We start from the raw sequence: 21,354 nt of genomic DNA on the forward strand, positions 1-21,354 counted from the left end.
GCGCCTCGAGATGACGAACAGGAGCGTTGCGATGACGCGCGCGTTGAACCCCCGGGCCCAGAGCCCCTCCGCCGAGAAGTCCGCCGACGGCAGCAGGGCGCTGTACGGCGGCACCAGCACCCGGCGCATCACCGTCCACGACATCGCGGGCGCCAAGGAACGCGGCGAGAAGTGGCCCATGCTCACCGCGTACGACGCGATGACCGCCTCGGTCTTCGACGAGGCAGGCATCCCGGTGATGCTGGTCGGCGACTCCATGGGCAACTGTCACCTCGGCTACGACACCACCGTGCCGGTCACCCTCGACGAGATGACCATGCTCTCCGCGGCCGTCGTACGGGGTACCTCGCGTGCCCTGATCGTCGGCGACCTGCCGTTCGGCAGCTACCAGGAAGGGCCGGTGCAGGCGCTGCGCAGCGCCATGCGCCTGGTCAAGGACGCCGGTGTCGGCGCGGTGAAGCTGGAGGGCGGCGAGCGCTCGCACGAGCAGATCGAGCTGCTGGTCCGGTCCGGCATCCCCGTGATGGGGCACATCGGCCTCACCCCCCAGTCAGTGAACTCGATGGGCTACCGCGTCCAGGGCCGCGGCGAGGAGGCCGCACAGCAGCTGCTGCGCGACGCGAAGGCCGTGCAGGACGCGGGCGCTTTCGCGGTGGTGCTCGAACTCGTACCGGCGGAGCTGGCCGCCGAGGTCACCCGCATCCTGCACATCCCCACGGTGGGCATCGGTGCGGGTCCGGAGTGCGACGCCCAGGTGCTGGTCTACACCGACATGGTCGGCCTGACCGGGGGCAAGGTGCCGCGCTTCACCAAGCAGTACGCGAATCTGCGCCGGACGCTCGGCGATGCGGCGAAGGAGTTCGCCGACGAGGTGGTCGGCGGGACCTTCCCGCAGGAAGCGCACACCTTCCACTAGGACCGATGAGCCGTCCCTGATCCACTGCCGCACGGACCGACAGCCCGCCGACATCCCCATCGGCGGGCTGTCGGCGGTCTGTCGGCGACTTGTCAGTGGCGCCTGGTGTGCTGTTCCCATGACGCGATACGACAAGGACCCCAGGACCGGCGGAAACGCCGTAGAGGTGCGGGGGCTGGTCAAGCACTACGGGGCGACCAAGGCGCTGGACGGCGTGGACCTGGACGTCCGCGAGGGCACCGTGCTCGGTGTGCTCGGGCCCAACGGCGCGGGCAAGACCACCCTCGTGCGCGTGCTGTCCACCCTGCTCCAGCCCGACTCCGGCACCGCCTCGGTGGCCGGGTACAACGTGCTCACCCAGCCCCGGCAGCTGCGCCGGGTGATCGGCCTCACCGGGCAGTACGCCTCGGTCGACGAGAAGCTCTCCGGCTGGGAGAACCTCTACATGATCGGGCGGCTGCTCGATCTCTCCCGCAAGGACGCCAGGCTCCGCTCGGACGAGCTGCTCGAGCGGTTCTCGCTGACCGACGCGGCCAAGAAGCCGGCGATGACCTACTCGGGCGGCATGCGGCGCAGGCTCGACCTGGCCGCATCCATGATCGGCAGCCCATCGGTGCTCTTTCTGGACGAGCCGACGACCGGGCTCGACCCCCGTACCCGTAACGAGGTCTGGGACGAGGTGCAGCGGATGGTCGCGGAGGGGGCGACCGTGCTCATCACCACCCAGTACATGGAGGAGGCCGAGCAGCTCGCGAACGAGCTGACCGTCTTCGACCAGGGCAAGGTCATCGCCAACGGCAAGATCAACGAGCTCAAGGCCAAGGTCGGCGGACGCACTCTGGCGATCCGGCCGAGCGATCCCGCCGAGTTGCCCGCCATGGCACGCGCGCTGAGCGAGGCCGGACTCGACGGCATCGCGGGATCGCAGGCCGTCCCGGACGAGGGCGTCCTCAACGTGCCGATCCTCAGCGACGAGCAACTGACCGCGGTGGTGGGCCTGGTGGCCGCGCGCGGCTTCGGCATCGCCCACATCGGCACCCATCTGCCCAGCCTGGACGAGGTGTTCCTGGCCATCACCGGCCAGAAGCCCACCGAAGCGCAGGACGAGTCCACCGACCAGGTCCAGGAGGCCGCGGTATGAGTACGGCAACGATCCAGAAGCCGGCGCCCGCGACCGCGGCGCAGTCCGGTTCCGAAGGCCGGATCGGCCTGCGGGCCAATCTGCGGCACATCGGGGCGCTGGCCCGCCGCAACGTCCTGCAGATCAAGCAGGACCCGGAGTCGATGTTCGACGTCCTGCTGATGCCGATCGTCTTCACCCTGCTGTTCGTTTTCGTCTTCGGCGGTGCGATCGCGGGCAAGGGCAACCAGACGGAGTACGTCGACTACGTCGTCCCCGGCCTGATGGCGATGATGGGCATGAACATCGCCATGGCGGTCGGCACCGGCGTCAACGACGACTTCAAGAAGGGGGTGATGGACCGCTTCCGTTCCATGCCGATCGCCCGGTCCTCCGTCCTCATCGCGAAGATCGTCGTGGAGATCGGCCGGATGGTGGTCGCGACCGCGATCCTGCTGGTCATGGGGTTCATCCTCGGCCTCACCATCCACACCTCGGTGCTCTCGCTCTTCGCGGCGATCGGCCTTTCGCTGGTGTTCGGCGCCTCACTGATGTGGATCTTCATCCTGCTCGGACTCACCATGAAGACGGCCCAGGCCGTTCAGGGGCTCGCCATGCTGGTCCTGATGCCGCTGCAGTTCGGCTCCTCGATCTTCGCACCGCCCACCACGATGCCGGGCTGGCTGCAGTCCTTCACCGACTACAACCCGCTCTCCAACCTCGCGGACGCCGCTCGCAACCTGATGAACGGCGGCCCGGTCGCCCACTCCGTGTTGATGACCCTGGCCTGGGCGGTGGCGATCACCGCGGTCACCGCGCCGCTGGCGATCCGGAAATTCCGTAAGAAGACCTGAACCGGCGGCCCGTCAGTCCCGACAACGATCGCGTCGCTCCCCCAGGGCGGCGGCCTCCTCCGGAGTGAGGCCGCCGCCCTCGGCGTATGCGGCATCGAACGCCTCGTCGCCGAGCATGGCGCGGGCGTAGCGGGAAGCCTCGTCGCGGCTTCTGAGCTCGACCGAACTGAAATGGTGATGGGGCGGCAACTGCGCGTCGGCCGCGGCGAGCACCATGGCCGCATCGCGAGCCCCGCGGAGGTCCCCGGTACCGGCCAGCGCCCAGGCGAGCACCATCAGGTGGATGGCGGCCATCTGCGGCGCCACCATCCGGGTGAGCGGGTCCCCGGTCCGGGCCAGCGCTGTCGTCGCATGCTCGACCGCCTCGTCGTAGCGGCCCTCCTCGTTGTCCAGCCATGCCATGAGACCCAGCACGAACCCCTGGAACATCATGAGGGGCCCGACCGTGAACGTCTCGAGCAGCGCCTCGAGATGAGTCCTCGCCTCGTCGATGCGACCGGTCCGGCCGAGCCACATGGCGAGAAACATCCGCGCCATCGGCCAGCTCTCCCGGCCCGGTGCCTCCTCTTCCTCGGCGAGCAGCGTCCGCAGGATCGTCTCGGCCTCGTCCCCCCGGTCGATCTCCATCAGCACGCCCGCGTACCGGGCCCGCAACACCAGGACCTGGGACCGCGCGCCGAGTTGCTCGGCGTGGCCGAAGGCGCTGCGGTAGTCCTCGGCGGCGCGCGCGTATGCACCGGTCCGCTCGTGGGCCTCGCCGCGCGCCGACAGCGCCTCGGCCGCCCCCCAGGCGTCGCCGATCCGGGTGAACAGTGCCAGCGCCTCGTCGGCGTCCCGGGCCGCGTCGCCCGCCCAGTCGCTCCGGTTGGCCAGCACATTGGCCCGCAACTGCAGGGCGACGGCGAGTTCCCAGTCATAGCCGATGTCCCGGCAGCCCTGCACGGTCTTCTCGAGGATCTCGTTCAGCCGCTCGTCGCTGGTCAGCATCACCGAGAAGAACCACAGCGAGCCGGGCATCCGGCAGGTCTGGGGCAGCCCCGGGCGGTAGGTCTGCACGATCGCGTGCATCTGCTCCATGTTCTCCGGCGCCAGCCAACCGCCCTGGTCGAACTCCGCGGTGGCGAGCGCGATCAGCCGCGCACCGCGCCGGGCCTCCTCGAGCAGTTCGGGCCGCATCGGGGGTGGTGCGTCGGTGCATCTGTCGTACAGCGGCGGGGCGGGGGTGATCGGTGGTTCGAAGGGGTCGGGCCCGAGCTCACAGGCGGCCTCCGCCCAGTACCGCGAGTCACTGCGCAGATCGCGCATCTGCCAGTACCAGACGAGGGCGTGCAGCATGACCAGCACCTCCTGCTCGTCGCGGGCGGCGACGGCACGGCGCAGTGCGGTGCGCAGGTTCTCGTACTCGCGCACGATCAGGTCGATCGCGGCCCGCTGTCCGGGGCCGCGCAGTTCGATGTCGGCGTGGCGCGCCAACTCGCGGTAGTACACCAGGTGCCGTCGTTCGGCGTCCTCGCGGTCGCCGGACTCGTCGAGCCGTTCGGCGGCGTACTCGCCCACGGTCTCCAGCAGCCGGTAACGCATCGTGCCGGCCTCCGAATCCACGGCGACCACCAGGGACTTGTCGACCAGCGAGCCCAGCCGGTCCAGGGCGTCCGGGCCGCAGACCGCTTCGGTGGCCGTCAGATCGCATCCTCCGGCGAAGACCGAGAGTCTGCGCAGTGTCGCGCGTTCCCCCTCGTCGAGCAGATCCCAGGACCAGTCGACGACCGCGCGCAGCGTCTGCTGGCGCGGCAGGGTGGTCCGGAAGCCGCCGGTGAGCAGACGAAAGCGGTCGTCCAGGCGGTCGGCGATCTGGCGCGGGCCGAGCATCCGCAGCCGGGCCGCGGCGAGTTCGATGGCGAGCGGCAGTCCGTCGAGGCGGCGGCAGATCTCGGCGGCGGCTTCCGGGTCGTCCTCGATCCGGAAGCCGGGCCTGGCGGCGGCCCCGCGTTCCGCGAACAGCCGCAGCGAGGACGGCTGGGGCAGCGGTTTTAGTGGGCGCACCACTTCGCCGGGCACCCCGAGCGGCTCGCGGCTGGTCGCCAGGACGGTGAGCCCGGGGCACTGCGCGAGCAGTTCGTCGGTGAGGGCGGCGGCTGCCTCGATGAGGTGTTCGCAGTTGTCGAGCAGCAGCAGCATCCGGCGTCTGGCACAGTGCTCGGCGAGCCGGGTGAGCGGGTCCGCCGCGTGCCGGTCGGCGGCCCGTATCTCGTCGGCGCCCGCGCCGCGCAGCACGGTCTCACGTCCGCCGAGCGCGGTGAGTACCGCTTCGGGCACGGTGGCCGGGTCGTCCACGGGGGCCAGTTCGGCCAGCCAGACCCCGTCCGGCCAGGCTTCGGCGGCGGCCTCGGCGGCCTCCTGGGAGAGCCGCGTCTTGCCGGCGCCGCCGGGCCCCAGGAGTGTCACGAGCCGGGCCCGCCCCAGGTCGGCACGGAGCGCCGCGATGTCGCTCTCGCGGCCGACGAAGCTGGTGAGCCGGGGGCGGAGGTTCCCAGCGGTGCGGTTCCGGTTCCCGGGCGCGTGGTCCGCGGCGTGGTCGTCGGCCTGGTCGTCGGCCGACGGCGGCCCGGGCGCGGCACCGTTCGCCGGCGCGGACGGTGCGGGCGATGCGGAGGGTGCGGAGGGTGCGGGCGACGCGAGTGGTGCGGCGGCTGCGGGCGCGAGCAACTCCGCGTGCAGCGCCCGCAGTTCGGGCCCCGGATCGGCGCCGAGCCGTTCGACGAGGTCGCGCCGCACCTCCTCGTACGCGGCCAGCGCCTCCGCCGCCCGCCCGGCGTCCCGCAGCGCGCGGATCCGCAGCGCCCGCAGGGGTTCGTCGATGGGGTGGGCGTCGCAGAGCGCGGCCAGCTCGGGCAGCGCCTCGTCGGCCCGCCCCAGCGCCAGCGCCGCGGTCAGCGCGGCCCTGCGGGCGTCCAGTCGCCGGGTCTCCCAGCGGGCGGCGACGGCGGCACGGTCGGGAAGGTCGGCGAGCACCGGATCCCGCCACAGGGCCAGCGCGTCCTCGAGCAGGCTCGCGGCCTTCTCCGGGTCGCCCCCCTCCAGTGCCCTGGTCCCCTCCCCGGCGAGCCGCTCGAAGCGGTACAGGTCGATGTCGTCGGTATCGGCGCGGAGCCGGTAGCCGCCGTCCACCGAGTCGATGGCGGTGTGCCCGAGCGCCCGCCGCAGCCGGGCGACCAGCGCCTGGAGCGCACCGGTGGCGTCGGCGGGCGGCTCGCCGTCCCACACCTCGTCGACGAGGACGCCGGCCGGGACGGTCCGGCCCACGCGCAGCGCCAGCACGGTGAGCAGGGCGCGCAGTCGTGCCCCGCCGATGGCGATGGCGGTTCCGTCGTCGCGGAGTGCCTGAGTCGTGGAGAGGATCCGGTAGCGCACCGGCCCATTGTCCGTTATCGCGAACACGTCAGCCGCCCGATGTCTCCATCGGCGTTTCCACCGATGCCTCCGCCGACGTCTCCACCTCGACGAGAACACCGGTCTCATCCCTGCGCCGGCCCGCTTCGGCAGGACCGCGCCGGAACCACTTCGGGCAGGTCCGCACCGCTCGCAGCGACCGCTCCCCCGGCACCCGCCCGTACTCGCCGGTGCCCGGCTGCACGGCGAAGCCGTCGGTCACCACCCGGATCGACCGCAATCGCCCGGCCACCCGCCTGGTGCCCGGTCCGCCGGTACCGTGCGTGGCGACGTGCAGCACTCCGGCGTCCTCCGGGTCATCAGTCGCGCCGGGCGACACCTCCCACACCACTTCGTCCCCCACCGAGAACGGCGTGCCGCAGCACTCCATCGCCCAGCCGGCATACATCACCTGCCATACGGTCATCCCCCCAGCTTCCCCGGAACTCCCCTCCCGACGCGAGACGTTGAGAAGCTGGTATCCAACCCCGCGCGTGTCACCTGTACGGTCGGGGCTCCCCGAGGCCCGCCCACACGACCAGGAGCACTGCCCATGCCCACCGCCACCACCCGCCACAGCGACCGGCGGGTCAGCCCTGTCTTCCTCGGGATCGTCGCGGTCATGGTGGTCACCGGCTGGGCGGTGTGGACGGATTTCGCGCCGGTGCCCGGCCTCGCCGTGTTCCTGTTCGTGACAGCCGCGTGGGTGGTCTCACTCTGTCTTCACGAGTACGCCCATGCCCGGAGCGCCCTGCACAGCGGGGACATCTCGATCGGCTCGAAGGGCTACCTGACGCTCAACCCCCTCGCCTACACGCACGCTCTGCTCAGCATCGTGCTGCCCGTCGTCTTCGTGATCCTGGGCGGCATCGGTCTGCCCGGTGGTGCGGTGTTCATCGAGCGGGGCCGGATCCGGGGCCGCTGGAAGCACAGCCTGATCTCCGCGGCGGGGCCGCTGACGAACGCCCTGTTCGCGGTGGTCTGCACGGCGCCGTTCTGGCTGCACGCCCTGGACGGTGTGCCGCTGGTCTTCCGCTATGCGCTCGGCTTCCTCGCCCTGCTCCAGGTCACCGCCGCGATCCTGAACTTCCTGCCCGTCCCGGGCCTGGACGGGTACGGCGTGGTCGAGCCGTGGCTCTCGCACGGGATCCGCCGCCAGGTCGAGCCGTTCGCGCAGATCGGGCTGCTGGCGGTCTTCGCGCTGCTCTGGATCCCCTCGGTGAACCACGTGTTCTTCGACCTGGTCGACGCGATTCTGCGCGGGCTCGGGGTCGGCGATGTCGAAACCTACTGCGGCCAGGCGTTCTACCGGTTCTGGGAGGGCAAGCCGGAAGCGCTGTTCTGCCCGTCCGGCGGCTGACGCCCGCTCCCCGGTGGGCGCCGGCTTCCCGCCGGCGCCTACTTCGCCGCGGTGGCCGAAGCGCGCGTGGTCCGGCCCCGGCGCAGATAGAACCAGGCCATGTTCGAGGAGAGTCCGGCCAGCAGGATCCAGACGATCCCGATGAGACTGCCCTGGACGAAGGACACCACGGCCGCGGCCACGGCAAGGGCGCAGACGACGAGGGCGTACACAGCAAGGCGGGGCATGGGGGTCGGCTCCACTTCCGGAAGGGCGGCGTTTCTCCCGCCCATTGTCCCCCATGCCCGCTCCGCCCTCACACGTCGGTGACGCGCAGCCCCGCATGCGCCTTGTACCGGCGGTTGACCGAGATCAGGTTCGCCACCAGCGACTCGACCTGGTGGGCGTTGCGCAGCCGCCCGGCGAAGACCCCGCGCATCCCCGGGATGCGGCCGGCCAGCGCCTGCACGATCTCGACGTCGGTGCGCTCCTCGCCCAGCACCATCACGTCGGTGTCGATCTCGTCGATCTCCGGGTCCTGCAGGAGTACGGCCGACAGGTGGTGGAAGGCGGCGGCGACCCGCGCCTCCGGCAGCAGAGCCGCTGCCTGTTCGGCGGCGCTGCCCTCCGCCGGCTTCAACGCGTACGCCCCCTTCTTGTCGAAGCCGAGCGGATTGACGCAGTCCACCACGAGCTTGCCGCTCAGTTCGTCCCGCAGCGACTCCAGCGTCTTGGCGTGCCCTTCCCACGGCACCGCCACGATGACGATGTCGCTGCGGCGTGCGCACGCCGCGTTGTCCGCGCCCTCGACGCCATGCCCCAGCTCGTCGGCAGCGCTCTGCGCCCGCTCCGCCGCCCGCGACCCGATGATCACCTGCTGGCCCGCCCTGGCCAGCCGGTAGGCGAGTCCGCGCCCCTGGTCCCCGGTGCCGCCGAGGACCCCCACGACCAGGCCCGACACGTCGGGGAGGTCCCAGGGGTCCTTGGGGGCGGGCTTCTGTGCACTGTCGGTGGAAGTCATGAGGCGACCTTACGTTCCGCCGGCAGCGGACCAGCCGGGGCCACCTCTCCCGTCGTCACCGCCGGCTCGGGTCAGCTGCCCGCACGGGTGAATCCGCGCCAACTCGCCTTCGCGGCGCGCGGACTGCGGCAGGATGCCGCCCCATGGATGCCGTCCGTGTGGCTCTGCTGAGAGAAGTGCTTGCCGGGACCGAGTGGCCGCGCGCCACCCGGAGGTTCGCGGGGGCGCTCCGGTCGTCCGTGGTGCCGCACGGTGGCGGGCTGCTGCTGGTGGGGACCGAGCAGTACGAGCCGTGGCACCTGGCGGCGCACCTGATCGACGAGGCCGCCTGGTCGGGGCTGCCCGAGCTGGCACCGACGCTGGTACGGCACCGGGTCCGGGCCGGGGAACCCGCGCATCTGTCGGTGGGACTCGGGCGGCTGGAGGCGGCCGGGCGGGGCGAGACGCTGCTGCTGGTGGTACCCCAGCAGCCCGGCGAGGGGCTGCTGGAGCGGGTGCACGGGGCGCGCCGGGCCGGGGCGACCGTACTGTCGCTCGACGGCGGGGACCCGGAGGTGCGGGGGCTCGCGCACGAGACGCTGACGGTGGCCGGTGAGGACGAGGTGGACTTCGACACCGTGCAGCATCTGGTCAGCGCGGCGGCCGGCGAGAACAGTCTGCCCGTCCAGCGGGGCCGGCCGCGCTTCCGGGACCGGCTGTCGCGCCTCGCCGACCAGCTGACCGCTCCGCCGCCGAGCCGCTGGTAGAGCTGCGCCGCGCCCGGCAGGAGGCGCGGCGGCTGCGCTCCGAGCGGCGGCTCCGGTCAGTAGGCTCCGCTCAGTTGGCTCCGCCGCTCCGGTCGCTCCAGTTCGGGTCGTTGTCCCAGTCCTCGTTGCGCTCGGCCGCCCGGTCCATGGCGTGATTCGCCTCCTCGCGGGTGGCATAGGGGCCGAAGCGGTTCTTCGACGGGCACTCGGGGCCCTCTTCGGCCTTCTTGTGCTGCAGGCAGTAATACCATTCGCCCGGTTTGGGGGCCGCGCGCTTCTTGAACAGAGCCATGGTGCGCTCCTCTCTCCTACACTCGCTGACATGTCTGGCCAGTCACTGCTTGTACCAGGGGAGCTCTCTCCCACCCGTTCCGTCCCCGGAAACATCCGGCGTCCCGAGTACGTGGGCAAGCCCGCGCCGACGCCCTACACCGGGCCGGAAGTCCAGAACGCCGAAACCATCGAGCGGATGCGCGTGGCGGGCCGTATCGCCGCGCAGGCGATGGCGGAGGCCGCCAAGTACATCGTGCCCGGTGTGACGACGGATGAACTCGACCGGGTCGCTCATGAGTTCATGTGCGACCACGGGGCCTACCCGTCGACGCTCGGCTACCGAGGGTTCAAGAAGTCGCTCTGCACCTCGGTCAACGAGGTGATCTGCCACGGGATCCCGGACTCCACGGTGCTCCGGGACGGCGACATCGTGAATCTGGACGTCACCGCCTACCTCAACGGCGTGCACGGCGACAACAACGCGACCTACCTCTGCGGTGACGTGGACGAGGAGTCGAGGCTGCTGGTGGAGCGGACCAGGGAGTCGCTCGACCGGGCGATCAAGGCAGTCCGGCCCGGCCGTCAGATCAACATCATCGGCCGGGTCATCGAGTCGTACGCGAAACGATTCGGCTACGGGGTCGTGCGGGACTTCACCGGTCACGGCATCAGCACCGCCTTCCACTCCGGCCTGATCGTTCCGCACTACGACAGCCCGTACGCGACCCAGCTGATCCAGCCCGGGATGACCTTCACCATCGAGCCGATGCTCACCATCGGCACGCACGAGTACGACATGTGGGACGACGGCTGGACCGTGGTGACCAAGGACCGGAAGCGGACCGCGCAGTTCGAACACACGCTGGTGGTGACGGAGACCGGGGCGGACATTCTCACGCTGCCCTGACGATCGGGGGCCGGGGGGGCGTGCCGCTCAGCCGGCGAACCGCACCCGGCCGCCCAGTTCGATGGTGCCGTCGGGCGCGGGCGCGGTGAGCAGCTGCGAGCCGCGGCCCTGCGTGATGTTGAGCGCCCGGCCCAGCTCCGCGGTGAGCAGCAGAGCCGCCGCGCCGGTCGCCTCGTCCTCGGCGATCCCGTCGTCGCGACGCGGAAACCCGCGAGCCCTGACCCGTCCCGCGGCCTCGTCCTCCCAGGCCCAGGCGTACAGCCATCCCTCGCCGGGCGGAGGGCTCGGCAGCGCGTCGACGTCGGCGGCCGACGCGTACCGCAGGATCTGCCGGTGCGGCGCCCATTCCGCGCGGGCGGTGATCCAGGTGAACTCGCCGTCCTGGCGGGCGAAGACGTCGCCGACCGCGAGTTCCAGCACGTCGATGTCCAGCAGCCAGGCGGTACCGACCAGCGGGTGTCCGGCGAAGGGGAGGCGCCGGCCGGGGGTGTAGATGTCGAGGTGGCCGCGCTCCGGATCGTCGACGAACACGGTTTCGCTGAAGCCGAGCTCACCGGCGAGCGCCTGCCGGGACGCCACATCGGGACAGCGGCCGCCGTCCCGGACAACGCCCAGCTTGTTGCCGTGGCTGCCGTCGGGCGCGCAGAAGACGCTGAGTACGTCGATCTCGTTCACGCCGACATTCAAGCAGGGGGGTTCGAACGAGCAGGGGGTTCGAGCCCGCCTCCGCGTTCGGGCCCGCCTCCGCGGATGGCGTGCCGTCCCGCCACCGCCCCGTCAGGAATCGGCCAAGCCGAGGTCAAGTGAGACCCGAATCACGACCCAGGTGTGTCTCAGCCAGGTAAGCCTCAGTTAAGTTAGGTTCGCCTCACTCGCCCTTTCACCCAGCGTGGAGCCCGTATGCGACCCGTCCGTCTCTCCGTCGTCACCGCCGCCACAGCCGTGGCGGCCCTGACCGCCGTCACGGGCTGTGCCGAGAAGAGTGACGCGAAGGCAGGGGGCGGCGACACCATCCAGGTCACCGCGACCGACTCCTCCTGCAAGGTGTCCACGACGGAATTTCCGGCGGGTCATGTGCAGTTCGCCGTGCAGAACAAGGGCTCCAAGGTCACCGAGGTCTATCTGCTCTTCCCCGACGACCGCATCGTCGCCGAGCGCGAGAACATCGGCCCCGGTCTGAGCTCGACGCTGACGGCCGAGGTGAAGGCCGGCAGCTACGAGATCGCCTGCAAGCCGGGGATGAAGGGCAGCGGCATCCGCCAGAAGGTCACCGTCTCCGGCGGCAAGGCCGTCAAGCGGGATCCGAAGCTGGACGCCGCGGTCGCCGCATACCGCAAGTACGTGCAGGCGCAGGCCGACGCGACGATGCCGAAGGTCAAGGTCTTCACCGACGCCGTCCGCAAGGGCGACCTGGCGGCAGCCAGGAAGGCGTACGCCCCCTCGCGCATCGGCTGGGAGCGGACCGAGCCGGTCGCCGAATCGTTCGGCGACATCGACCCGAAGACCGACACCCGTGCGGACGGTCTGGAGAAGGGCCAGAAGTGGACGGGGTGGCACCGCCTGGAGAAGGCCCTGTGGCAGGACGAGAAGATCGGCGCCACCGAGAAGACGCTGGCGACCCAGCTGGACAAGGACCTCGCCGACTGGCAGCGGCGGGTCGGCACCGCCGAGATCACCCCGACCTCGATGGCCAACGGGGCCAAGGAGCTCCTCGACGAGGTCGCCACCGGGAAGGTCACCGGCGAGGAGGAGCGCTACAGCCACACCGACCTGGTCGACTTCAAGGCGAACCTCGAAGGCGCGCAGCAGGCGTACGAGCTGTTGAAGCCGGTCGCATCGAAGAACGACCCGGCGCTGACCGAGGAACTCGACCAGCAGTTCGGTTCGCTGACCAAGCTGCTCGACCACTACCGCACGGACAAGACCGGGTACGACTTCGTCTCGTACGACAAGGTCTCCGAGAAGGACCGCAAGGGACTCTCGGACGCGGTCAACGCGCTGGCCGAACCGCTGTCCAAGCTTGCCGCCGCCGTCGTCTCGAAGTAGCGAAGCAGGTCCGTGATGACTGACGAACCCACCACCGGGGAATCCGCCGCCGGGGAACCCACCTCCCGTACCCCGTCCCGCCGTGCGCTGATCGGCTGGGGCGGTGCCGGGCTCGCGCTGGGCGCCGTCGCCGCGGGCGGGACCGTCGCTGCGCTGCGTACCGGCGAGGACGCCGTGCCCGCGGCCGACACCGGCGGGGCCGTGGCGTTCCACGGAGCGCACCAGGCGGGCATCGCCACCGCTGTCCAGGACCGGCTGCACTTCGCGTCCTTCGACGTCACCACCGACGACCGCGCCGAGTTGGTCCAGCTGCTCAAGGACTGGACGAAGGCGGCGGCACTGATGACCCAGGGGCACCCGGTCGGCGACGGTGCCTACGGCGGTCTGCCGGAGGCGCCGCCGGACGACACCGGCGAAGCACTCGGCCTCAAGCCGTCCCGGCTGACGCTGACCGTGGGATTCGGCCCCGGGCTGTTCACGAAGGGCCGCTTCGGTCTCGAGGACAAGCGGCCGGATGCGCTGGTCGACCTGCCGAAGTTCCCCGGCGACAACCTGGAGGCGGCGCGCAGCGGCGGTGACCTGTGCATCCAGGCCTGCGCCGACGATCCGCAGGTCGCGGTGCACGCGATCCGCAACCTGGCCAGGATCGGCTTCGGCAAGATCGCCATCCGCTGGTCGCAACTGGGCTTCGGCAAGACCTCGTCGACCACGCCGGATGCGCAGACGCCGCGCAATCTCATGGGCTTCAAGGACGGCACCGACAACATCGCGAGCAACGACACCGGCACGCTCGACAAGCATGTGTGGGTGTCCGACAAGGAGGGACCGGACTGGATGACCGGCGGTTCCTACCTCGTGGCGCGCCGGATCCGGATGCACATCGAGACCTGGGACCGCTCCTCGCTCCAGGAGCAGGAGGACGTCTTCGGCCGCAGCAAGGGCGAGGGCGCGCCGGTCGGCAAGGCCAAGGAGCGCGACAAGCCGTTCCTGAAAGCCATGCTGCCCACCTCGCATGTGCGGCTGGCCCACCCGGACTCCAACCACGGGATCCGGATCCTGCGCCGCGGCTACTCCTTCACCGACGGCACGGACGGCCTGGGCCGGCTGGACGCCGGGCTGTTCTTCATCGCGTACCAGAAGGACGCGCGGGAGGGCTTCATCCCGCTGCAGCGCAGCCTGGCCCGGCACGACGCGCTCAACGAGTACATCCAGCACGTGGGTTCGGCGCACTTCGCGGTTCCGCCCGGCGTCCGTGACAAGAGCGACTGGTGGGGCCGTGCACTCTTCGCGTGACTCCCGCAATCCGGTTCCTGCAACCAGGAAGGACCCGACGTGTTCGGCAACTATCTGATCGGTCTGCGCGAGGGGCTCGAAGCGAGCCTGGTCGTCTGCATCCTCATCGCCTATCTGGTCAAGACGGAGCGGCGTGACGCGCTGCGGCCGATCTGGATCGGCATCTCGACCGCCGTGCTGGTGGCGCTCGCCTTCGGCTTCGCGCTCGAATTCGGTTCGCAGGAGCTGACGTTCCAGGCCCAGGAGGGACTCGGCGGGTCGCTGTCGATCATCGCCGTGGGGCTGGTGACCTGGATGGTCTTCTGGATGCGGCGCACCGCGCGGCATCTGAAGACCGAGCTGCACGGCAAGCTGGACACCGCTCTGCAGATGGGTACCGGAGCGCTCGTCGCGACCGCCTTCCTGGCGGTGGGCCGGGAGGGCCTGGAGACCGCGCTGTTCATCTGGTCCTCGGTGCACACCTCGACCGACGGCACCCAGGGCCCGATGATCGGCGCGCTGCTCGGCATCGCCACCGCCGTGGTGCTCGGCTGGCTGTTCTACCGGGGTGCGGTCCGGATCAACCTGTCGAAGTTCTTCACCTGGACCGGCGGCATGCTGGTGATCGTGGCCGCGGGTGTGCTCGCGTACGGCTTCCACGACCTGCAGGAGGCCGACTTCATCCCCGGTCTGCAGAGCCTGGCGTTCGACATCAGCTCGACGATCCCGCCGGACAGCTGGTACGGCACGCTGCTGAAGGGCGTGCTCAACTTCCAGCCCGATCCCACGGTGCTGCAGGCAACGGTCTGGGTGCTCTATCTGGTCCCCACGCTCGCGCTGTTCCTGACCCCGGTAGGGTTCGCAGCGTCCTTGAAGGCAGCGGGATCGGCAGCGGGATCGCGGGAGCAGAAGGCAACTGATGAGCAGGCTGGGGCGGCTGACGGCGGGGCTCGTGACGGCGGCGGCGATGTTGCTGACGGCGAGCGGGTGCATGACGGTGCACGGCGAGCTGGAGGTCGTGCCGTCGGCGACGAGAGCTGAGGCGGCGCAGGCACTCGGCGCCTTCACCGCGGCGTACAACAAGGCGGACAAGGCCTACGACCCGGCTCTGGACGCGGACCGGGTCACCGGCGCGCTCGGGGCGATCAACCAGGCGGGGCTGAAGGCACGGCATTCCATCAGCCCGGGCGGCAATGCCGGGCACACCGAACTCGAGCTGACGGATGCCAAGTTCGCCATCCCGAAGAAGGCCGGCTGGCCGCGCTGGTTCGTCGCCGACACCGACTCCAACCGGGACCAGGACGGCGGGAAACTGGACACCCGCTGGCTGGTGGTTTTCGTCCGCAATGCCGTGGACCAGCCGTGGAAGGCTGCCTATCTGTCGGTCCTCACGCCCTCCGAGGTCCCGGTGTTCGCCACGGACAAGGACGGCTGGGCGAAGCCGGTGGAGCCGGCCGACCCGTCGCTCGCGGTGGCGCCGAAGGACCTGAGCGGGCAGTACGCGTCGTACCTCAAGGACGGCACGCCCCGGCACTTCGCTCCGGGCACCCACACCAGCGTCTGGCGGCAGTCGCGGGCCAAGAACGCGAACCTGCCGGGTCTCGCCACCCAGTACGTCGACCAGCCGCTGACCACCGGCGACTATCGGCCGCTGGGACTGGCCACCCGCGGTGGCGGGGCGCTGGTCTTCTTCGCCACCCGGCACTACGAGCAGCAGACCGCGGCGAAGGGCCTGCATCTGACGGTCCCCGCGGATGTGAAGGCGCTGATGACCGGCGACGCCAAGAGCACCATCACCAAGGAGCGGATCTCCAGCGAGGCCGCCCGGGTGCCCGCGAAGGGAAAGGTGACCGTCCTCGACCGGGAGCAGGGCCTGGTGGCCGCCAAGGGCGCGTGACGCCTCCGACGGGACGTCCCGCTGTCGGGCGTCTCGGCGCCGGTCGCATCAGCGGCGGGCGACTCAGCGGCCGAGCGGCCAGGCCACCGCGCCGGCCTCCGGGCCGTGGTCACCGGCATAGCGGGCGCAGGCGTCGGTCAGCGTCTCGAGGAGGGTCAGCGGGTCGGGCAACTGGTGTTCCAGACCGCGGACCCAGTCCACGCTCGCCCCGCCGGGCAGCCGCGCGGGCGGTACGAGCACGTAGCTGCCGCGGCAGTGCCAACGCAGCCCCGGGTGCTCATCCATCGTCTCGGGGTGGCAGTCCAGCTCGCACGGCCACCACTCGTCCTCGTCCTCCGGGGTGCCGCGGGTGGCGGTGAAGAAGAGCATCCGGTCCTCGCCGGACCGGGCGACCGGACCGACGTCGATCCCCTGGGCGAGCAGCCGCTCCAGCGCGCTGCGTCCCGCGTCGAGCGGGACGTCGAGTACGTCGAGGACCATGCCGGTCGCGGTGATGAAGTTGGCCTCCGGCTGGTCGCGGACCCACCGCTCGACCTGGGAGCGGTCCGTCGTCGACTGGGTCTGCCAGGCGAAGGAGAGCGGATGCCGGGCCGGCGTGGGACAGCCCACCCGGTCGCAGGAACATCGGTAACCGATGGGGTGGGCGGCCGGAGAGAGCGGCAGACCGGCGGCCGCGGCGGCCGTCAGCAGCGTCTCGCGGCGCAGCTCACCGTCCGGTGACTCCTTGGGGCGGCGTCGCAGCCACTGGGGCATCCTGCTCGTCGTGACTCGGTTTCGGCCGAACTCTGTTCCCATCTATCCCCTCACTTCACCGCAGCCCCCACGGACCTCCATGCTGCCACCATCCTGCGCCCCGGGTGACCACACCTGCCGTCCGGGGTGGGTCAACCGGCCCGCACGGGTCACTCGCCGGGCGGCCAGGCGTCACCCCACTCGGTGTCCCGGGCCGCACGGTAGCGGTCGCCCTGCCGCTTGGAGACCGTTTCCCGGGTGAGCTCGCCGGTGTCCGTGCAGAGCTCCAGCAGCACCAGGCCCTTGCGGATCTGCGGTTTGCGTACGACCCGGGCGGCGGCGGCCACCGCGTCGCCGCGAACGGCGGCGACGTAGCTGAACTTCTCGTCCTCGTACGGCAGGGATCCGCCCTTGATCTGCCGGTGCAGCGATGATCTGGTCACCCGGGCCGAGAAGTGGCACCAGTCGCTGCCGCGTTCGATGGGGCACGCCTCGCTGTGCGGGCAGGGTGCGGCGATCCGCAGGCCCGCGGCGATCAGCCGGTCGCGCGCCGCCATGATCCGCAGGTATCCGTCCGGGGTGCCCGGTTCGACGACGACGACGGCCTGCGCGGCGGCCGCCGCGGTGTCCACCACGGCGGTGCGGTCGGCCTCGGTCAGCTCGCCCAGGACGTACGAGAGGGTGACGAGATCGGCGCTCTGCAGGCTGAGCGCCGGTCCGATCCGGGTCCGCCGCCACTCGGCGTGCCGCAGCGCGGGCGGTCCCGCGGCCGCGGCCAGTTCCCGGCCGAGGTCGAGCGCGGGCTCCGCCCAGTCCAGCACGGTGCTGCGATGATCACCGCCGGCGTCCTCCCAGGCCCCGGCGACCGCCCAGCTCGCCGCCCCGGTGCCGCCCCCGATGTCCGTATGGGTGGCGGGCACCCAGCCGGGCACCGCGGCCCGGAAGGCGTCCAGCGCGGATCGCACCGCCTCGAAGGTCGCGGGCATCCGGTACGCCGCGTACGCCGCCACGTCCGAGCGGTCGCGCAGCACCGGGGTGTGGGTGGGTGTGGTCCCCCGGTAGTTCGCGATCAGCCGCTCGACGGCCTGCGCCGCCTGTTTGGGCGGCAGCCCGTCGAGGAGACCGGCGAGGGCGTTGCGCAGGACCTCTGCGGCGGGAAGGGAGTCGTTCACCGAAAGAGTCTAGACGGTGGTCCAAGCCAGACGGTGGTCCAAGGAGGGCTTTCCCCGCGGCGCAGCGGTCCTACCGGCGAGGCTCCCGCACGGCCGCGCGCTGCTGCCAGGGACGGCACATCGCCAGGAAGCAGCCCCCGGCGCCCAGCGCGCACACCAGCTGCACCACCGCCATCGGCGCCGCCGTCGCCTCGCCCGCGATGCCGACCAGCGGGGACGTCACCGCGCCGAGCAGGAAGGTCGATGTGCCGAGCAGCGCCGATGCCGAGCCCGCGGCATGCGGGGTCCGCATCAGCGCCTGGGCGTTGGTGTTCGGCATGGCGAGCCCCATCGCCGACATCAGCACGAAGAGCCCTGCGGCGATCGGGAAGAGGCCGACGTGACCGAAGACCCCGGTCGTCATCAGCAGCAGGGCGCCGGCGGCGAGCGTGATGACGGAAAGCCCGAACCCGAGGGCCTTGTCCAGGCTGACCCGGCCGACGAGCACCTTGCCGTTGAGCTGGCCGACCGCGACGAGACCGACCGAGTTGATGCCGAAGAGCAGGCTGAACATCTGCGGCGACGCGCCGTAGATCTCCTGCACGACGAAGGGCGACGCCGAGATGTAGGCGAAGAGCGCCCCGAAGGCGAGACCACCGGAGAGCAGATAGCCGGTGAAGACCCGGTCGGCCAGCAGTTCGCGCATCGTGCCGAGCGCATGGCCGACGCCGCCCGGATGGCGCTGCTCCGGCGGCAGCGTCTCATGCAGCCACTTCCACACCACCAGAGTCAGCAGGGCGCCGATGAAGGTGAGGAGGACGAACACCCCCCGCCAGTCGGTGATCTGCAGGATCTGCCCGCCGATGACCGGGGCGACCACGGGTGCCACCCCGGAGATCAGCATCAGGGTCGAGAAGAACCGGGCCATGTCCATGCCGTCGTAGAGGTCACGCACCACCGCACGGGCGATCACGATGCCCGCGGCGCCGGCGAGTCCCTGCAACAGCCGGAAGCCGATGAGGAGTCCGGCGCTCGGCGCGAAGGCGCAGACCGCCGTGGCCGCGACGTACACGACCATGCCGATGAGCAGCGGCCGCCGCCGCCCCCACTTGTCACTCATCGGTCCGACGACGAGCTGGCCGAGCGCCATCCCCACCAGGCAGGCGGTGAGGGTGAGCTGGACGGTGGCGGCGGGAGCGTGCAGTGCTCCGGCAACCCCCGGCAGCGCGGGGAGGTACATGTCCATGGAGAGCGGCGGGAGCGCGGTCAGACCGCCGAGCACGAGGGTGACGAGGATCCCGGTGGAGCGGACAGCGGCGGGCGCGGGGTGCCCGACGCGTATGTGCGCGGGTGCGGAGGTCTTCGGCATGGCCTCTATGCTCTCAGCTCATACGCAGTGGTCGGGACAATTTTTTGGGGTGGGGATGGGCAGAACCGTGCGCTGGGGCGTGCTCGCAACCGGCGGCATAGCCGCGGCATTCACCGCTGACCTGCAGGGGATGCCGGACACCGAGGTGGTGGCGGTGGCCTCGCGGACCCTCGCGTCGGCGAAGGGATTCGCCGAACGCTTCGACATTCCCCGGGCGTACGGCAGCTGGGACGAACTCGCCGCCGACGACGAGGTCGACGTGGTCTATGTCGCCACCCCGCACTCCGCGCACCGGGCCGCCGCCGGGCTCTGCCTGGAGGCCGGCCGTGCGGTGCTGTGCGAGAAGGCGTTCACGCTGAACGCCCGGGAGGCGGCCGAGCTGGTCGGCCTGGCGCGCTCGCGCGGCAGCTTCCTGATGGAGGCGATGTGGATGTACTGCCATCCGCTGCTGCGACGCCTGGTGGAGCTGGTGAGCGACGGGGCGATCGGTGAAATCCGCACCGTGCAGGCCGACTTCGGCCTGGAGGGCCCGTTCGACGCGGGCCACCGGCTGCGCGACCCGGCTCAGGGCGGCGGGGCACTGCTCGACCTCGGCGTGTATCCGGTCTCCTTCGCGCACCTGCTGCTGGGCGAGCCGGACCGGGTACAGGCCGACGCACTGCTGTCCGCCGAGGGCGTGGACCTGAACACCGGGATGCTGCTGGGCTGGGACAGCGGGGCGAGCGCCCTGCTCAGCGCCTCGGTGACCGCCGACACCCCGCAGACCGCCGCGGTGAGCGGCACGGCGGGCCGTATCGAGTTCCCGCGCGGCTTCTTCCAACCGGAGCGATTCGTACTGCACCGGGCCGGCCGGGAGCCCGAGGAGTTCACCGCCGAGCAGGCCGGGGGCACCCTGCACGGCATGCAGTACGAGGCGGCCGAGGTCATGCGCTGCCTGCGGGCGGGCGAGACCGAGTCGCCCCTGGTGCCGCTGGACGGCACGCTGGCGGTGATGCGGACGCTCGACGCGGTGCGGACGCGCATCGGCGTCCGCTACCCGGTGGACGGCGTGCCCGCCTGAGACTGTCGTAATCTGCGCGTTCATGGACACATCTCAAAAGACAGCCGCATCTCAAAAAACAGCGGCATCTCAAAAGACAGCGGTCGTCACCGGCGCCGGCTCGGGCATCGGCCGGAGCGTCGCACTCACCCTGGCGGAGGCCGGCTGGTCGGTGGCGCTGGCCGGCCGTCGTACCGAGAAGCTGGCGGAGACGGCGTCGCTCACGGACGGCGACACCTTCTGCGTCCGGGCCGACGTCTCCTCCCCCGACGAGGTGACCGCGCTCTTCGCAGCGGTGCGCGACCGGTGGGGCCGGCTGGACCTGCTCTTCAACAACGCGGGCACCGCCGGCCCCGGCGGTGTGGCGGTGGAGGACCTCCCGTACTCGGCCTGGCGCAAGGTCGTCGACACGAACCTGAACGGGTCGTTCCTGTGCGCGCAGGCCGCCTTCCGGCTGATGAAGGAACAGGACCCGCAGGGCGGCCGGATCATCAACAACGGTTCCATCTCGGCCCATACGCCGCGGCCGAACTCGATCGCCTACACCGCGACCAAGCACGCCCTGACCGGCCTGACCAAGTCTCTTTCGCTGGACGGCCGTCCGTACCGGATCGCCTGCGGACAGATCGACATCGGGAACGCGGCGACCGAGATGACGGAACGGATGCAGCGGGGCATCCCGCAGGCCAACGGCGAGTTGGCGGTGGAGCCGGTGATGGCGGCAGCGGACGTGGCGCGGACCGTGCTGCACATGGCGGAGCTGCCGCTGGAGGCGAATGTGCAGTTCGCGACGGTGCTGGCCACGGCGATGCCGTACGTGGGACGGGGGTAGCCCGCTCCACGAAGCGCGGTTGCCGTGAAGCGCCGTTGCCGCGAAGCCCTGTTGCCGTGAAACGCTGCCGCCATGGACGACGCGACCTGGAACACCATCGGCCGGCTCCACACCTGGCTTGCCGAAGCCGCCACCCGCCCGCCCCGCGAGGAGACTCTGCTCCGCATCCTGAAGCTGTCGGAGGAGGTGGGTGAGGTCGCGCAGGCCGTCATCGGCGCCACCGGGCAGAACCCGCGCAAGGGCACCACGCACGGCTGGCAGGACGTCCAGGACGAACTCTGCGACGTGATCGTGACCGCGATGGTCGCCCTGCGGACGCTCACCCCCGAAGCGGCCGAGGTCTTCACCACCCATCTGCGACGCGTCGCGGACCGCTCCCTCGGCGGGGCCGGCCCGGCCGTTTGACCTGCG

At 71.0% G+C, this 21,354-nt stretch carries 22 protein-coding genes; 13 read left to right on the forward strand and 9 right to left on the reverse strand.

The window, feature by feature from the left end; translation table 11 throughout:
* Positions 1-31: 31 nt before the first annotated feature.
* From panB to AB0436_RS02125, 3 genes are all read left to right on the forward strand, one after another.
* Complete coding sequence (panB, locus tag AB0436_RS02115; RefSeq protein ID WP_366465704.1) at positions 32-916, forward strand: 3-methyl-2-oxobutanoate hydroxymethyltransferase; 885 nt, start codon at positions 32-34, stop codon at positions 914-916.
* A gap of 118 nt (positions 917-1,034) precedes the next feature.
* The gene (locus AB0436_RS02120; protein WP_366465705.1) at positions 1,035-2,057 is read left to right on the forward strand and encodes an ATP-binding cassette domain-containing protein; all 1,023 of its coding nucleotides are present in this window, start codon (positions 1,035-1,037) and stop codon (positions 2,055-2,057) included.
* Complete coding sequence (locus AB0436_RS02125; protein WP_366465706.1) at positions 2,054-2,890, forward strand: ABC transporter permease; 837 nt, start codon at positions 2,054-2,056, stop codon at positions 2,888-2,890. Before AB0436_RS02120 ends, AB0436_RS02125 begins: the two co-directional genes overlap by 4 nt.
* A 12-nt stretch (positions 2,891-2,902) precedes the next feature.
* Here the strand turns inward: AB0436_RS02125 and AB0436_RS02130 are convergent, their stop codons facing one another.
* Together AB0436_RS02130 and AB0436_RS02135 are read right to left on the reverse strand one after the other, a co-directional pair.
* Positions 2,903-6,301, reverse strand: coding sequence for a BTAD domain-containing putative transcriptional regulator (locus AB0436_RS02130; RefSeq protein ID WP_366465707.1), 3,399 nt, complete (start codon positions 6,299-6,301; stop codon positions 2,903-2,905).
* A 28-nt stretch (positions 6,302-6,329) separates the two neighbouring features.
* On the reverse strand, positions 6,330-6,746 hold the full coding sequence (locus AB0436_RS02135; RefSeq protein WP_366465708.1) for a DUF6578 domain-containing protein: 417 nt from the start codon (positions 6,744-6,746) through the stop codon (positions 6,330-6,332).
* 126 nt (positions 6,747-6,872) lie between these two features.
* Between AB0436_RS02135 and AB0436_RS02140 the strand changes: the two genes are divergently transcribed.
* Positions 6,873-7,679 (forward strand): site-2 protease family protein, encoded by an 807-nt coding sequence (locus AB0436_RS02140; protein ID WP_366465709.1) that lies wholly within the window; start codon positions 6,873-6,875, stop codon positions 7,677-7,679.
* A gap of 38 nt (positions 7,680-7,717) precedes the next feature.
* On the opposite strand, the gene AB0436_RS02145 is transcribed toward AB0436_RS02140, so the two are convergent.
* On the reverse strand, positions 7,718-7,951 hold the full coding sequence (locus AB0436_RS02145) for a hypothetical protein (RefSeq protein ID WP_366465711.1): 234 nt from the start codon (positions 7,949-7,951) through the stop codon (positions 7,718-7,720).
* A gap of 23 nt (positions 7,952-7,974) precedes the next feature.
* Complete coding sequence (gene npdG / locus AB0436_RS02150; protein WP_366465712.1) at positions 7,975-8,679, reverse strand: NADPH-dependent F420 reductase; 705 nt, start codon at positions 8,677-8,679, stop codon at positions 7,975-7,977.
* 143 nt (positions 8,680-8,822) lie between these two features.
* On the opposite strand from npdG, the gene AB0436_RS02155 reads away from it, so the two are divergent.
* Positions 8,823-9,425 (forward strand): hypothetical protein, encoded by a 603-nt coding sequence (locus tag AB0436_RS02155; protein ID WP_366465713.1) that lies wholly within the window; start codon positions 8,823-8,825, stop codon positions 9,423-9,425.
* A gap of 70 nt (positions 9,426-9,495) precedes the next feature.
* Here AB0436_RS02155 and AB0436_RS02160 read toward each other — a convergent pair whose 3' ends face one another.
* On the reverse strand, positions 9,496-9,717 hold the full coding sequence (locus AB0436_RS02160; protein ID WP_365857305.1) for a hypothetical protein: 222 nt from the start codon (positions 9,715-9,717) through the stop codon (positions 9,496-9,498).
* Between the two features lie 30 nt (positions 9,718-9,747).
* Between AB0436_RS02160 and map the strand changes: the two genes are divergently transcribed.
* A complete protein-coding gene (gene map / locus AB0436_RS02165) occupies positions 9,748-10,605 on the forward strand; it encodes a type I methionyl aminopeptidase (RefSeq protein WP_366465714.1) in 858 nt (285 codons plus the stop codon).
* Positions 10,606-10,632: 27 nt separating this feature from the next.
* Here the strand turns inward: map and AB0436_RS02170 are convergent, their stop codons facing one another.
* Positions 10,633-11,280 carry a PhzF family phenazine biosynthesis protein gene (locus tag AB0436_RS02170; protein WP_366465716.1) on the reverse strand — a complete coding sequence of 216 codons (648 nt, stop codon included), beginning with the start codon at positions 11,278-11,280 and terminating at the stop codon, positions 10,633-10,635.
* 225 nt (positions 11,281-11,505) lie between these two features.
* On the opposite strand from AB0436_RS02170, the gene efeO reads away from it, so the two are divergent.
* From efeO to AB0436_RS02190, 4 genes are read left to right on the forward strand one after another with little or no spacing between them, the layout of a single operon-like run.
* The gene (efeO, locus tag AB0436_RS02175; RefSeq protein ID WP_366465717.1) at positions 11,506-12,651 is read left to right on the forward strand and encodes an iron uptake system protein EfeO; all 1,146 of its coding nucleotides are present in this window, start codon (positions 11,506-11,508) and stop codon (positions 12,649-12,651) included.
* 15 nt (positions 12,652-12,666) lie between these two features.
* A complete protein-coding gene (gene efeB / locus AB0436_RS02180; protein WP_366465719.1) occupies positions 12,667-13,944 on the forward strand; it encodes an iron uptake transporter deferrochelatase/peroxidase subunit in 1,278 nt (425 codons plus the stop codon).
* 39 nt (positions 13,945-13,983) lie between these two features.
* Complete coding sequence (gene efeU, locus AB0436_RS02185) at positions 13,984-14,964, forward strand: iron uptake transporter permease EfeU (protein WP_366465721.1); 981 nt, start codon at positions 13,984-13,986, stop codon at positions 14,962-14,964.
* A complete protein-coding gene (locus AB0436_RS02190) occupies positions 14,891-15,820 on the forward strand; it encodes a hypothetical protein (protein WP_366465722.1) in 930 nt (309 codons plus the stop codon). The genes efeU and AB0436_RS02190 overlap by 74 nt, the downstream gene beginning before the upstream one ends.
* Before the next feature lie 63 nt (positions 15,821-15,883).
* Here AB0436_RS02190 and AB0436_RS02195 read toward each other — a convergent pair whose 3' ends face one another.
* The 3 genes from AB0436_RS02195 to AB0436_RS02205 form a co-directional block, all read right to left on the reverse strand.
* A complete protein-coding gene (locus AB0436_RS02195; RefSeq protein WP_366465723.1) occupies positions 15,884-16,615 on the reverse strand; it encodes a bifunctional DNA primase/polymerase in 732 nt (243 codons plus the stop codon).
* Between the two features lie 107 nt (positions 16,616-16,722).
* Complete coding sequence (locus tag AB0436_RS02200; RefSeq protein ID WP_366465724.1) at positions 16,723-17,724, reverse strand: small ribosomal subunit Rsm22 family protein; 1,002 nt, start codon at positions 17,722-17,724, stop codon at positions 16,723-16,725.
* A 70-nt stretch (positions 17,725-17,794) separates the two neighbouring features.
* Positions 17,795-19,072, reverse strand: coding sequence for a multidrug effflux MFS transporter (locus AB0436_RS02205; protein ID WP_366465725.1), 1,278 nt, complete (start codon positions 19,070-19,072; stop codon positions 17,795-17,797).
* 55 nt (positions 19,073-19,127) lie between these two features.
* Between AB0436_RS02205 and AB0436_RS02210 the strand changes: the two genes are divergently transcribed.
* From AB0436_RS02210 to AB0436_RS02220, 3 genes are all read left to right on the forward strand, one after another.
* On the forward strand, positions 19,128-20,132 hold the full coding sequence (locus AB0436_RS02210) for a Gfo/Idh/MocA family oxidoreductase (protein WP_366465726.1): 1,005 nt from the start codon (positions 19,128-19,130) through the stop codon (positions 20,130-20,132).
* Between the two features lie 22 nt (positions 20,133-20,154).
* On the forward strand, positions 20,155-20,943 hold the full coding sequence (locus tag AB0436_RS02215; protein WP_366465727.1) for an SDR family oxidoreductase: 789 nt from the start codon (positions 20,155-20,157) through the stop codon (positions 20,941-20,943).
* Positions 20,944-21,015: 72 nt separating this feature from the next.
* On the forward strand, positions 21,016-21,348 hold the full coding sequence (locus AB0436_RS02220) for a MazG-like family protein (protein ID WP_366465728.1): 333 nt from the start codon (positions 21,016-21,018) through the stop codon (positions 21,346-21,348).
* The last annotated feature ends 6 nt before the right edge of the window (positions 21,349-21,354 follow it).

Source organism: Streptomyces sp. NPDC051322, from assembly GCF_040689485.1.
Classification (GTDB): domain Bacteria; phylum Actinomycetota; class Actinomycetes; order Streptomycetales; family Streptomycetaceae; genus Streptomyces.